General features: G+C 37.6%; 9 protein-coding genes and 1 other annotated feature. Of the genes, 1 reads left to right on the top strand and 8 read right to left on the bottom strand.

Going from position 1 to position 12,924, the window contains the following annotated elements; all coding sequences use genetic code 11:
* Nucleotides 1-7 precede the first annotated feature (7 nt).
* From ilvN to MKY29_RS05380, 8 genes are all read right to left on the bottom strand, one after another.
* The gene (gene ilvN / locus MKY29_RS05415) at nucleotides 8-523 is read right to left on the bottom strand and encodes an acetolactate synthase small subunit (protein ID WP_340879262.1); all 516 of its coding nucleotides are present in this window, start codon (nucleotides 521-523) and stop codon (nucleotides 8-10) included.
* Complete coding sequence (ilvB, locus tag MKY29_RS05410) at nucleotides 520-2,274, bottom strand: acetolactate synthase large subunit (protein WP_445677867.1); 1,755 nt, start codon at nucleotides 2,272-2,274, stop codon at nucleotides 520-522. The genes ilvN and ilvB overlap by 4 nt, the downstream gene beginning before the upstream one ends.
* A 131-nt stretch (nucleotides 2,275-2,405) precedes the next feature.
* Nucleotides 2,406-2,657: a binding site (T-box leader), on the bottom strand.
* A gap of 114 nt (nucleotides 2,658-2,771) precedes the next feature.
* Nucleotides 2,772-4,439 carry a dihydroxy-acid dehydratase gene (gene ilvD, locus MKY29_RS05405; protein ID WP_090563332.1) on the bottom strand — a complete coding sequence of 556 codons (1,668 nt, stop codon included), beginning with the start codon at nucleotides 4,437-4,439 and terminating at the stop codon, nucleotides 2,772-2,774.
* Between the two features lie 603 nt (nucleotides 4,440-5,042).
* Nucleotides 5,043-5,474, bottom strand: a complete 432-nt coding sequence (locus MKY29_RS05400; protein WP_090563334.1) for a hypothetical protein — start codon at nucleotides 5,472-5,474, stop codon at nucleotides 5,043-5,045.
* 333 nt (nucleotides 5,475-5,807) lie between these two features.
* Nucleotides 5,808-7,490, bottom strand: coding sequence for a methyl-accepting chemotaxis protein (locus tag MKY29_RS05395; protein ID WP_340879260.1), 1,683 nt, complete (start codon nucleotides 7,488-7,490; stop codon nucleotides 5,808-5,810).
* 89 nt (nucleotides 7,491-7,579) lie between these two features.
* A complete protein-coding gene (locus MKY29_RS05390) occupies nucleotides 7,580-9,262 on the bottom strand; it encodes a methyl-accepting chemotaxis protein (RefSeq protein WP_340879259.1) in 1,683 nt (560 codons plus the stop codon).
* Nucleotides 9,263-9,415: 153 nt separating this feature from the next.
* On the bottom strand, nucleotides 9,416-11,104 hold the full coding sequence (locus tag MKY29_RS05385; protein WP_340879258.1) for a methyl-accepting chemotaxis protein: 1,689 nt from the start codon (nucleotides 11,102-11,104) through the stop codon (nucleotides 9,416-9,418).
* Between the two features lie 18 nt (nucleotides 11,105-11,122).
* Nucleotides 11,123-11,872 carry a C40 family peptidase gene (locus tag MKY29_RS05380; RefSeq protein WP_340879257.1) on the bottom strand — a complete coding sequence of 250 codons (750 nt, stop codon included), beginning with the start codon at nucleotides 11,870-11,872 and terminating at the stop codon, nucleotides 11,123-11,125.
* Between the two features lie 429 nt (nucleotides 11,873-12,301).
* On the opposite strand from MKY29_RS05380, the gene MKY29_RS05375 reads away from it, so the two are divergent.
* Nucleotides 12,302-12,628 (top strand): SCP2 sterol-binding domain-containing protein, encoded by a 327-nt coding sequence (locus MKY29_RS05375; RefSeq protein WP_340879256.1) that lies wholly within the window; start codon nucleotides 12,302-12,304, stop codon nucleotides 12,626-12,628.
* The last annotated feature ends 296 nt before the right edge of the window (nucleotides 12,629-12,924 follow it).

Genomic DNA, 12,924 nt, shown 5'->3' with positions numbered 1-12,924 from the left:
AAAGTCATTATTTTAAAATAGATAACTTTGGTGCATTTACTTTCTGTGTCTCTCGAACAAAAGCAGTTACGCCTGTTCTTGTCAGCTCTTTTATGCCATAAGGCTTTAGCAAGTCAATAAATGCATCAATTTTCTCAGGGCTACCTGTGACTTGGAATGTGACAACATTTTTTCCAGTATCAATAATAGAAGCTCGGAAAGGTTCAATGATACTATTAATCTCTGCTCTTACAGCTGGTGGCGATACGACTTTCAAGAGTGCCAACTCTCTTACAACAATTTGTTTTTCAGTAATATCATTCACTTTTAGCACATCTACTTGTTTTTGCAGCTGTTTTAATAGTTGCTCAAGCTTTTGTTCGTCCTCCACATTTACGACAAATGTCATTTTGGATATTTCAGGATTTTCTGTATGCCCAACAGTGATGCTTTCTATATTGAACTGCCGCTTCATGAGTAGACCTGTAACACGATTGAGAACTCCGCTTTGATTGATCACGGTTACTGTTATGATTCGTTTCATTCTGGCTTCACTCCAATCATTTCATGTAACCCTTTACCTGGAGCAACCATTGGATAGACACTTTCTTTTTGTACTACTCGACAATCAATTAATACTGGCTCATCGGATTCTAGCGCTTCTTTTAATAGCACCTTCGCATCTTCAAACGTTTCAATTTTATAACCTTTAATATCATAGGCCTCCGCTAACTTCACGAAATCTGGTTGAACCGGAATAAGTGATTGCGAAAATCTTTCCCCATGGAATGTCTCTTGCCATTGGCGAACCATTCCAAGAGCTTGGTTGTTTAAAATAATAACTTTTACTGGAATTCTTAGCTCCTGTAAAAGTGATAGCTCCTGTAACGTCATTTGAAAACCTGCATCACCAACGATTGAAACTACTTTCGCGTTCGGTTTAGCTAGCTGTGCTCCAATTGCTGCTGGGAAACCAAAACCCATTGTTCCAAGTCCACCAGATGTTACCCAGTTATGCGGATGAGTGAATTTATAGTACTGCGCTGTCCACATTTGATGCTGCCCAACGTCTGTTGTGACAACAGCATCTCCGTTTGTATACTCATGGACTAGCTCTAAAACTTGCTGTGGAAGTAATCCACGTTCCTCACTCGCTTGATAATGAAATGGGTATTGCTCTTTGGAAATATTCAAGCTTTCTAGCCATGCCGCTGTGTTCCCGTTCGGTGAACCTTGCGCAAGTAATGCTTCTAAAACTTCTTTTGCATCCGCTACGATTGGAATTTCTGTAGGAACATTTTTACCGATTTCCGCTGGATCTATGTCTATATGAACTACTTTTGCGTTTGGTGCAAAGTAGTTTAAATTTCCTGTTAGACGGTCATCGAATCTTGCACCAACATTTATGAGTAAATCACAGGTTTGGATTGCCATATTAGCTGTATACGTTCCATGCATTCCCGCCATTCCTAGGAAAAGTGGATGATTTCCTTCGATACCACCTAACCCTAAAAGCGTGTTCGTTATCGGTATTTGATATTTTTCTGCAAATACAGCTAGTTCATCGGTTGCTTTTGCGAATAATACGCCTGCACCCGCAAGAATTAACGGCTGCTTTGCAGTAGAAATAGCTTGCGCTGCTTTTTGAATTTGTAAAAAATTTGGTTTTGTCGTTGGCTGGTATCCTGGAAGATTCACTTCCTGTGAGTTTTCCTCCAGCGTTACGAACAAACTCGTAGCCATATTCTTAGGTATATCTACGACAACTGGTCCTGGACGACCTGTAGAAGCAATATGAAAAGCTTCGTTAATGATTCTTGGAAAATCTGCTACATCTTTAACTTGGTAATTATGTTTGGTAATAGGCTGTGTTATACCGATAATATCTGCCTCTTGGAAAGCATCTGTACCAATCACGGTTGTAGCAACCTGCCCTGTAAACACAACCAGTGGAATTGAATCCATCATCGCATCGGCAATACCAGTTACTAAATTCGTTGCACCAGGTCCAGAAGTGGCAATCACTACTCCAACTTTTCCTGAAACTCTTGCATACCCTTCTGCTGCATGAATAGCTCCCTGTTCATGTCTGGCAAGAATGTGCTTAATCGGATTTTTGTACAATGCATCATAAATAGGTAAAACCGCTCCACCTGGATAACCGAATATTACTTCTACCTGATGCTTCTTTAACGTTTCAATAAAAACATCCGCACCATTCAATTGTCTAGGAGCCTTTGTGGTTATCGGCTCATCATAAACTTGCTCAGCTTCCTCAACGGTCAACTTCATCATTAATTCCTCCTTTTTATCAAATCGTCCAGTTTACTTAGAAAAGCTTTTCGACTTTGTGCTTTAAATTGCTGAAGTCTAATTTATAAAAAAGAAAAGAATTTCACCCCACACAAATAAACCTTCGTTTTTTGTATAGGGATGAAATTCTTTTCATGGTACCACCCTAGTTCGTAGCGCAACCGCTACCTCGCAGATAGCAGACAAACGCCCACCATCCATTTATAACGAGAGTAGCTAAACTACACCCGGAAGTATCTATTAGGTTTCCCATTCAACACTTCACTCCGAGGGGATGTCGCTAAAGGTTGTACTGTCGGTTCCCACCACACCGACTCTCTGTAAATACAAGATTCCTTTAACTTTTGCCTCATCAATGATTTAAATATTAGATTTAATCAAATTCGCCTTAGCTTATTTGCGTTCTCGAATAAGTTCGATAAAAATTCTTTAATGCAGAACTAAATTAATTCATCAAACCAATTATTTGCTTAACTAAATTAGATTTTCATTACTCCACCAGTGCTTGCTGATGTTACTAATTTTGAATATCTTGCTAAATAACCTTTTTTAATCTTTGGTTCAAATGGTTGTAAGTTTGCTTGTCTGGTAGCTAATTCCACATCGCTAACTTTCAAATCTATTGTTCTATTTGTTAAATCAATAGCGATCACATCATCATTTTGCACTAAAGCAATCGGACCCCCATCTGCAGCTTCAGGAGAAATATGTCCAATGGAAATTCCTCGAGATGCTCCGGAAAAACGACCGTCTGTTATAAGTGCTACCTGAGTTCCTAATCCACGTCCTTGAATGGCGGAGGTCGGAGCAAGCATTTCTGGCATCCCTGGTCCACCTTTTGGACCTTCATAGCGGATAACCACTACATGACCTGCCTGAACGATACCGTCATCAATAGCTTCTTGTGCAGCTTCCTGTGAATCAAATACAATTGCTTTACCAGTAAACTCTTTAATAGAAGGGTCCACTGCACCTACTTTAATAACTCCGCCTTCAGGAGCGATATTTCCGAATAATACGGATAAGCCACCTACAGGACTATATGGATTTTCTTTTCGGCGTATGACTTGATCATTCGTAATTTCTGCTTCTTTCACATTTTCATAGAGTGACTTACCAGTAATCGTTAGCCGATCTGGATGAACCGCTCCAGGAATTTCGCAAAGCTCTTTTATAATGGCACTAACCCCTCCTGCAAGATGAACATCATGCATGGAGTAATCAGATGCTGGCATAATTTTCGATAAATAAGGAATACGCTTAGCAACTTCGTTGATTTCTCTCACGTCGTATTCGATTTCAGCTTCATGTGCAATTGCCAATGTGTGAAGGACAGTGTTTGTAGAACCTCCCATTGCCATATCGAGTGCAAATGCATCATCGATTGTTTCTTTTGTTATCAAATCTCTTGGTTTTACATCTTCTTTAACCATACGTACAAGATGATGTGCCGCTTCTTTTATGAGGCGATGACGTTCATCCGATGTTGCAATAATCGTTCCATTACCCGGTGGTGTCATTCCTAACATTTCCATTAAAGAGTTCATGGAGTTAGCTGTGAACATCCCTGAACATGAACCACATGTTGGACATGCATTTTGTTCAATATCAAGTAGTTGTTCCGCTGTCATGCCACCTGATTTATAAGACCCTACCCCTTCAAACACAGATGTGAGTGAAAGCTGTTTCCCATCAGCTGAAGTACCAGCTTCCATCGGTCCACCTGAAACAAATACAGATGGGACATTCGTTCTTACCGCTGCCATAAGCATTCCCGGCGTAATTTTGTCACAATTTGGAATGTAGAACACTCCGTCGAACCAGTGCGCATTAATCACTGTTTCAGCTGAATCTGCAATAAGTTCACGGCTCGGAAGTGAATATCTCATCCCGATGTGACCCATTGCAATCCCATCGTCTACACCAATCGTGTTGAACTCAAATGGAATTCCTCCAGCTTCTCGAATTGCTTCTTTAACGACCTCTGCAAATTTGTTTAAATGCATATGTCCTGGAATAATATCAATATAGGAGTTACAAACACCGATAAACGGTTTATCTAAATCTTTCGTTTTGACCCCAGTAGCGTAAAGTAAACTTCTATGTGGGGCGCGATCGACGCCTTTTTTTATCATGTCACTTCTCAATTCAATCGCTCCTATACTTTCCGCTTATGTAGCGTTTAGCTTTGCAGCTCTGAATATTAAGTCATTGTGAATTTTCTCACAATATTTAATATATTGTTGATATCATATCGCCTTTGAAATGCCGCGTCAACACCCTTTTTTATAATTGTCAGTTATTTTTGAATATTCTTTTTGTTTGTAATCGCTTACATCTGCGATATATCGCATTTCGCAGGATTTAAAAATAATTGTGAATTTTTTAAAAAATGACGGGAGTATGGAAGATTTTATTGTTGTCGATGAGCGTGGACGAATGAATTATATTTTGAAGTTGATATTATATGGTGATCTTGTATCTGTAGATGGCGAATCGCAAGTTGTATGGAGCAAATCGCAAATCAAACGGGATGAATCGCAAGTTCGGCTTTGTGAATCGCAATTTGCGAGAGGATTTACGGGCAGCGGTTGGAGAATCGCAAGTTGCGAGAGGATTTACGGAATGCGGACGGAGAATCACAAGTTGTATAGGGTAAATCGCAAATCAAACGGGGCAAATCGCAAGTTCGGCTCTGCAAATCGCAAATAAGAAAAAACCCTTTCTCAACAAAGAGAAAGGGTTTTCAGTTACCATAAATTAGGTTTTGCAACCATGAACCATAGCATGATTAATAATAATAAAATATATTTCCACACGTTAGAGTTTAATTTTTTTATGAGTGTATCAAGATCAATCGTTCCTGCTTGGAATTCACGAATATTTGGCTTAAATGCTTTAGCCAGAAATAGTATGGAACTTGCCATAACTAGAATTGTCATAATAACCCATGATGTCGTCCACGGCCAATTTCCCTGCCAGACAAGTAGAATGCCTGAACCAACAAGCACATGACCAGCGTGTTTCACTAGACGAATCGCCGCTTGAAACACCTCTAAGGATGTATCTAACATTTCTTTATTTTTACCTTTCATCCTATTTAATAAAGGAAATAGAACAAAAAATGGCCCAATTGATAAAACTGCACTAATCACATGTATGAATATAATAAATGTATACATTTCTAAACAACTCCCTACTGCAAGTATACTTTATTTTCATCGAATCTTTTGTGACGAGTTCAAGAATATTAAAAGATAATTTAGACATAAATAGGGGTGCTCCCTAGTTTTAATATATATTCGATATGGTGTTCCCTAAAAAAGAATGAATGGTAAGAACAATTTGTGATTATCTTTTGCGTAAATTTGTAGGGATTTTTTTGGTAATGTTTTCATTTTGGCACAACGATTTATGGCATTTTCCCAACATACAAAGCCCTTCTCGCAACATTCCTCTTCCTTTATGCAAAAAACGACACCTATTGCTATTACAAATAGGTGTCGTTTCTTGTTTTATATTCTAAAATGACTTACTTCATTTTGTAGTTTCTCTGCTAAATCTGCTAAAGACTGTGCACTTGAAGAAATTTCTTCGTTTGCTGCTAGTTGTTGTTCGGTTGCAGCGCTTGTGTCGCTTGCTCCGTCCGCAGCGTGTGTTGCTAGTGTTTGAACTTGTTGGACACTGTCTGTTACGAAACTTGCTAGTTCTGAAATGTGACTTATTGCCGTTGTAACGGATTCTACTTTTTGGACTACATCATCTACACTTGTTTCAATTTGTTGGAAGACATTTAATGATTCTGTTGTTTTCGTTATACCTTCTTCAATTTTATCTCCCCCAGTAGTAATTGCTTTTACTGCGGACCCAGATGCTGATTGGATTAATTGTACCATTGATTCTATTTCAGAAGCAGAGTTTTTGGATTGCTCAGCTAATTTACGTACCTCTTCTGCAACTACTGCAAAGCCTTTTCCGTATTCTCCAGCACGAGCAGCTTCAATTGCCGCATTTAATGCAAGTAGATTCGTTTGATCTGAAATGTCTGTTATAAGTGATGTGATATTTTGAATTTCATTGGAATGTTTAGCCATGTTTTTCATAATTTCTGTTGTTTCATTGAAAGTCTCATGAATGGTATTCATTTGGCTAGCCACATTTGTTACTACAGAAGACCCTTGTGTTACGAGTGATCGTACACCATCCGTGGCTTTTAACATGTCTTCATTACTAGTAGCAATTTGGGAAACTCCTTCTTGTAAGTCTGTCATGGAATGCATAGAGGCATTCATTTGCCCTACTTGTTCTTCACTTGCGACCATTTGCGCTTCGGCAGATTTTGCAACCATTTGGGAGGAAGCTAAACTTTCTTCAGAGCTTGCTGATAGTTCTTCCGCATTTGCTGCTAGCTGCATCGAAGAATCGCGCACACCAGATACAATTCGTTGTAGATCATCCGACATTTTATTGAACGTTGATGCCATCTCGCCTACTTCATCCCTATTCTTAATAACAATAGGCTCAACCGTTAAATTCCCATCTGCTATTTCGGCAAGACCAATTGTTACTTTCTTAATAGGTCTAGCAATACTTCTACTGATGAAGTGGGATACAAGGATTCCAATTACCACACTAAGAATAGTAAGTAATAAAGTAATAATATTTGACATTGTCACATATGTATCCAATTCTTCTCTTGTTTGACTCGCACTTTTTTCCTCAATAGTTTTTAATTCAACTAATGCTTCACTAATTTCTAGGTTAAGCTGAGTAGATTGAGATGCTGCCTTTTGATACATACCGTTGACCTTTTTCAGCTCAATCATTTCAGTGTTTGCTTCAAATAACTGTGTGGATTGCTCCTGTAACTTTTCTACTATTTCTAATGCATCTTTATTATCAAGATCTTTAGATAAAGAAGTTATAATCTCCATAACTTGTTTATAATCCGCTTCTAGTTTCTCTACAGACGCTAGTTTACTAAACATTAGATATTCCAGCACGGACGTGGACATTTCCTTTTGAATTACTTCCACTTTTTCGACAAGAGACACACGTTCCAATTCTTCATCGATTAATGAATCATATCTAGTCGACACATCATTTGTTGTCCACATAGACATAACACTCGCTATTATTAATAAAACCAATACTGCTGAAAATCCACCCCATAATTTCTTAGAAATTGTTAACTTCATTATTATCCCCTTTTCTTCCAAACGATTTATATTATTTATTAAGCTATAAAAGACTCTAAAACTAACTGGTGATTTAGAGTCATTGAAAATTATAGTTTAAAATGACTTACTTCATTTTGTAGTTTCTCTGCTAAATCTGCTAAAGATTGTGCATTGGAAGATATTTCTTCGTTTGCAGCTAATTGTTGCTCAGTCGCAGCACTTGTATCACTAGCTCCATCCGCAGCCTGTGTAGCAAGTGTTTGTACTTTATCGGCACTCACTGTAACAGAATTAGCCATTTCCTGAATTTGGCCAATTGCAGTCGACACTAATTCTACTTTTTGAACTACAACCCCTACACTAGTTTCAATTTCATTGAATACATTTAGAGATTCTGTAGTTTTTGCAAGGCCTTGCTCTACCTTATCCCCACCAGTCGTTATTGCTTTAACGGCAGATCCAGAGGCAGTGTGAATTAACTGTACCATCGACTCAATTTCAGACGCAGAGTTTTTCGATTGCTCTGCAAGTTTGCGAACTTCTTCTGCTACAACAGCAAAGCCTTGACCGTATTCTCCAGCACGAGCTGCTTCAATTGCAGCATTTAATGCAAGAAGGTTCGTTTGTTCGGAAATATCGGTAATCAGTGATGTAATGTTTTGTATTTCGTCTGAGTGTTTAGCCATGTTTTTCATGATTTCAGTTGTTTCAGTGAACGTAGTATGAATTGTTTCCATTTGATCAGCTACTTCAGAGACAACAGAGGAACCTTTTGTTACTAGTATTTTCACGCCATCTGTCGCTTGTAGCATTTCATCATTACTATATGCGATTTCTGATACGCCTTGTTGGAGTGCTCCCATTGAACTCATGGATGACTCCATATGATTTACCTGTTGTTCACTTGCAATCATTTGCTCTTCAGCAGATTTCGCTACCATTTGAGAGGACGCAAGACTCTCTTCAGAGCTTGCAGAAAGTTCTTCTGCATTCGCCGCTAATTGCATAGAAGAATCGCGAACACTTGATACAATTTGTTGTAAATCGTTCGACATTTTGTTAAAGGTTGTCGCCATTACACCGACTTCATCTCTGTTTTTAATAATGATTGGCTCAATCGCTAAGTTGCCCTTTGCAATTTCCTCAAGACCAGCTGTAACCTTTTGAATTGGTTTAGAAATGGATCTACCTATAAAGTATGATATTAAAATACCCACGACAATAGCTAATACAGTTATTATATTTAGTGCTATCGTTGTTTTATCTTCATAATCCTCTAACTCTGCTCTTGTATCTGCCATATTGTCTTCTTGAATTTTTTTTATTTCAGCTAAAATACCGAGTACACCTGTATTAAGTTCAGAAGATTTTTCTGCATATTCTTCAAATGGTTTATTTGCAGTTTTTAGCTCAATAATCTTATTGTTGTTTTCAAACAACTTCTCCGTTTCTGTTTGAAGATCTTTCATCAACTTAACCGATTCTGCATCTGTAGATTTTTCAATCAAAGCTCTAGCTGCAGTCATACCTTTTTCTATCTCAGCATCAAACTTATCTACAGCATCCCTCTTACCGAACATAACAAACTCTAATACAGCTGTTGACATGTCTTTTTGTATAACTATAATTTCCTCTACTAGATTAATTTTAGTTATATCATCATCGAGTAAATCCTTATATCTATCTGTTAATTTTGTTGTTCCACTTTGAGTAAGAATACTAGTTATTACTAATAATACTAAAACCGCACAAAAACCAAACCACATTTTCCTTGAAATCGTTAACTTCATATATATCCCCTTTTTCCTATACAACTACATCATATAAATCCAAGTAACTATAATATTATACATAAATTAAGGGTATTTGGACATATACATTTTGAATCATTTCAGTAAAATATCCTATGCCGTATTAGTCGACATAGGATATAAAAACTTAAGCTATATTTTAAAGTGACTAACATTATTTTGTAACGCTTCTGCTAGATCTGCTAGTGCCTGCGCATTGGACGAAATTTCTTCATTTGCAGCAATTTGTTGCTCCGTTGCGGCGCTAGTATCATTAGCGCCATCTGCTGCAAGTGTTGCGAGTCGCTGAACTTCTATAGCTCCCTGAGAAACTGACTCTGCCATTGCCTGAATTTGTTCAATAGCTGCAGAAACAGATCCAACTTTATAACCAACCTCTCCTACTGAATCTTCAATATTTTGGAATACTGTTAAAGATTCCGTTGTTTTAGCGATGCCGGCTTCCACTTTCTTGCCGCCATCAATAATAGCATGTACAGCATTACCAGAAGCACTTTGAATCAGTTGAACCATTGAAGCTATTTCCGTCGCAGAGTTTTTAGATTGCTCTGCAAGTTTACGTACTTCATCCGCTACAACAGCAAAGCCTTTGCCATATTCACCAGCCCTAGCTGCTTCAATAGCTGCGTTTAAGGCAAGGAGATTGGTCTGCTCTGAAATATCCGTTATTAAAGCTGTGACGGTTTGTATATCATTGGAATGCTTCTCCATATTTTGCATGATAGTCGTCGTATCATTAAATGTAGAGTGAATTGTATCCATTTGTTTAGCAACTTCTGATACAACATCAGAACCTTTTTGGACTAGATTTTGTACATCATTTGCTGCATGTAACATTTCTTCGTTACTAACACTAATTTGACCGATCCCTTGGGATAGCTCTTTTAACGACTGGACCGAAATATCCATATGGTGTACTTGCTCATCACTCGATACCATTTGAGCTTCGGCAGATTTCGCAACCATTTGTGAGGATGCCAAACTTTCTTCAGAGCTCGCCGAAAGTTCCTCTGCATTAGCAGCAAGCTGCATAGAAGAATCCCGAACTCCAGAAACTATTTGGCGCAGGTCCTTAGACATCATATTGAAGGCTGTCGCCATTTCGCCTACTTCATCTTTATTTTTAATCACTATAGACTCTACGGTTAAGTTACCAGTTGCAATTTCAGTAAGACCTGCAGTAACACGTTTCACCGGTTTTGAAATACTTCTGCTGATGAAATACGCTAAAAGAATTCCTAGTATAACACCCAATATAGCTAGAGAACTGACAAATATTTTAGCTCCAAACTCATAACTAGTTAGCTCGTCTCTTGTTTTATCCATATCAGCCTGTAAAAACTGCTCAATTTCACCCAAAATGGATAGCGCATCTGTATTCAGCGTTTTCGATGTTCCAGTAAGTTTATTAACTGCTGATGTATCTTTATTTGTTTGTGCTGTTATTACGTCTACATTTATAGCGGCAAACATATCATTTTTTTTATCAAATTCTGTCATCATTTCTAACGCCTCAGGAGAAAACAAATTGTTTCGCAGCTCAGCAGTCAATTCAGTTGTTCTTTGCTGATGTACGTCGACGTTTTGTCTTGCTGCATCAGTATTAGATACTAAATAATCCAATACTGCACTAGCAGTGTCTTTTTGCGAAATCTCAATTTCTTTCACTAGATTCACTTTAAGCGCTCGATCATCTAGTAAAAATTGATATTTATTACTAGTTTCCATAATTGCCATAATTGATAAAACAGAAACGGCGATTAATAATACTAAAATAGCAACAAAACCAAGCCACATTTTCCTGCCAATGGTCCACTTCATATAAATCCCCCTATATCCCTATTTTACAGTTAATGAATTGAAACGATTGAATGAGACAAAATGCTCTTTCCAATAAGAGGATTCTAAACTCGCTACTTCTACACCTTTTGACCCCGCATGGATAAACTTATTTTCTCCAAGATAAACCCCCATATGAGAGATTCCCTGCTTATATGTATTTTCGAAAAACACCAAATCACCTACAACTGGGACCGCCACATTAGCAGTTTGTGTATAGTAACTCTCACTACTTTGCCTCGTAATATCTAACCCTGCTTGAGAATGAAGGAAATATATAAATCCGCTGCAATCAAATCCAGCAACTGTATTGCCAGCATATAAATATGGAATGCCTTCTAAATGTTTTGCAAAATCAACTATAAAAGAGTACATAGCTTGTCCTTCAGTCGATAAATTCATTGCTTGCACAGCAATCGGAGCAATAGTTAGTTGTTCATCTTTCACTTGAACTGGCGGAACTACTGTTTCCTGTTTTGGCTTAGTATTCTCTATTATTTTGGGGCTAGTAGAAACTACATTTGTTGTTTTAGATGCAACTGTTGGTTTTTTCACTACCAATTTCTGTTTAAGGTAAATATTATCTTTTTTTAGTTTATTCCACGCTCGAATGTCATTAACCGCTACTTTATTTATCTTAGCTATTTTTGTTAATGTGTCTCCTTTTTTAACTTCATATAAGGTATTGGCACTAGCAGATGATGCAAATGTCACTAATAAAACCGTTACTATCAGCACTTTCTTGAACATAAAGACCCTCCTTCTATTTAACTATTACCTTCATCATACCATTTCTATTAAACAATCACATTATAATTTTTAATTAATTGAGTCAATTTCATAGCGAAGTAATTAGTAGTAAAATCTAAAAAAAGTTGATTTCCACTCCAGGCGGACGCTTTCCGCGGGCACGGCTTCAATCTCCTCGTCACTATGTTCCTGCGGGGCTTTCAGCTCGCGCTGTTCCCGCTGGAGTCGCCACCTTACGCTCCAATCAGCGAAGTACACATAAAATAAGCGGATGGATAATTGAATATAATATCACTTTAATATTCTTGAAATTAGTAATTATGTAGTCGACCAATTTCCCAGGAAATATTAGCTCGTAAATAAGATGAAACTATGCGAAAATAAATACATGAATGAATACTCACTCATAAACGGCGAGGATGAGAACTAATGAATGAAATATGGCAATTAATTGAATCTACTATGAATGAAAACTCGGCACCATTTCAAAATGAAAATGTACGTTTTGAATTTAATTTAACAGGGGATAATCCAGGTGTGAAACAGCTAATCTTAGAAAATGGAACTGCGGAGGTTACAGATGATACTTCAACAAAAGCAGATTGCAAGTTAACATTGAGCTCGAAAGACTTTATGAAACTACTAGTGGGTGATTTGAATAGCACTACTGCATTTATGTTTGGGAAGTTGAAAGTCGATGGAAGTATTGGATTGGCTTTGAAGTTGGAGGGGTTGTTGAAGGAGTATCGGTTTTAAGAATAGTGAGAATTTAACTTTACATTACCGATTATAAATAACTAAAAGGCTTGTGAATAAGGAGGTCTCCCTTCTTACAAGCCTTTTAGTTATATCAACATCTTGTGTGACCATTAAACTTTGTACCATTGACGTACTTTTGTATCGTCTGCTCGTTATTTGCAAGATGATCATTTGTATATTCCATCCAAGGAATACTCTTCGCTCGTAAAACAAAATTAGATACAAATCTACCTGCCGGTTTGGATGGACGTTCTAATGGTAAATAAGCCTACAAAAAAACATGGTAAGGATTA

The organism is Psychrobacillus sp. FSL K6-2365 (genome assembly GCF_038003165.1).
In the GTDB taxonomy this organism is placed as follows: domain Bacteria; phylum Bacillota; class Bacilli; order Bacillales_A; family Planococcaceae; genus Psychrobacillus; species Psychrobacillus psychrodurans.
The sequence above is the reverse complement of the archived record's forward strand: the minus strand, read 5'-3'. Positions and strand labels throughout refer to the sequence as shown.

Bases quoted from the DNA above. Each gene is read 5' to 3' on its own strand.
- ilvB (WP_445677867.1), bottom strand. From the start codon at position 2,274: ATGATGAAGTTGACCGTTGAGGAAGCTGAGCAAGTTTATGATGAGCCG.
- MKY29_RS05400 (WP_090563334.1), bottom strand. From the start codon at position 5,474: ATGTATACATTTATTATATTCATACATGTGATTAGTGCAGTTTTATCA.
- MKY29_RS05390 (WP_340879259.1), bottom strand. From the start codon at position 9,262: ATGAAGTTAACGATTTCAAGGAAAATGTGGTTTGGTTTTTGTGCGGTT.
- MKY29_RS05385 (WP_340879258.1), bottom strand. From the start codon at position 11,104: ATGAAGTGGACCATTGGCAGGAAAATGTGGCTTGGTTTTGTTGCTATT.
- MKY29_RS05395 (WP_340879260.1), bottom strand. From the start codon at position 7,490: ATGAAGTTAACAATTTCTAAGAAATTATGGGGTGGATTTTCAGCAGTA.
- MKY29_RS05380 (WP_340879257.1), bottom strand. From the start codon at position 11,872: ATGTTCAAGAAAGTGCTGATAGTAACGGTTTTATTAGTGACATTTGCA.
- MKY29_RS05375 (WP_340879256.1), top strand. From the start codon at position 12,302: ATGAATGAAATATGGCAATTAATTGAATCTACTATGAATGAAAACTCG.
- ilvN (WP_340879262.1), bottom strand. From the start codon at position 523: ATGAAACGAATCATAACAGTAACCGTGATCAATCAAAGCGGAGTTCTC.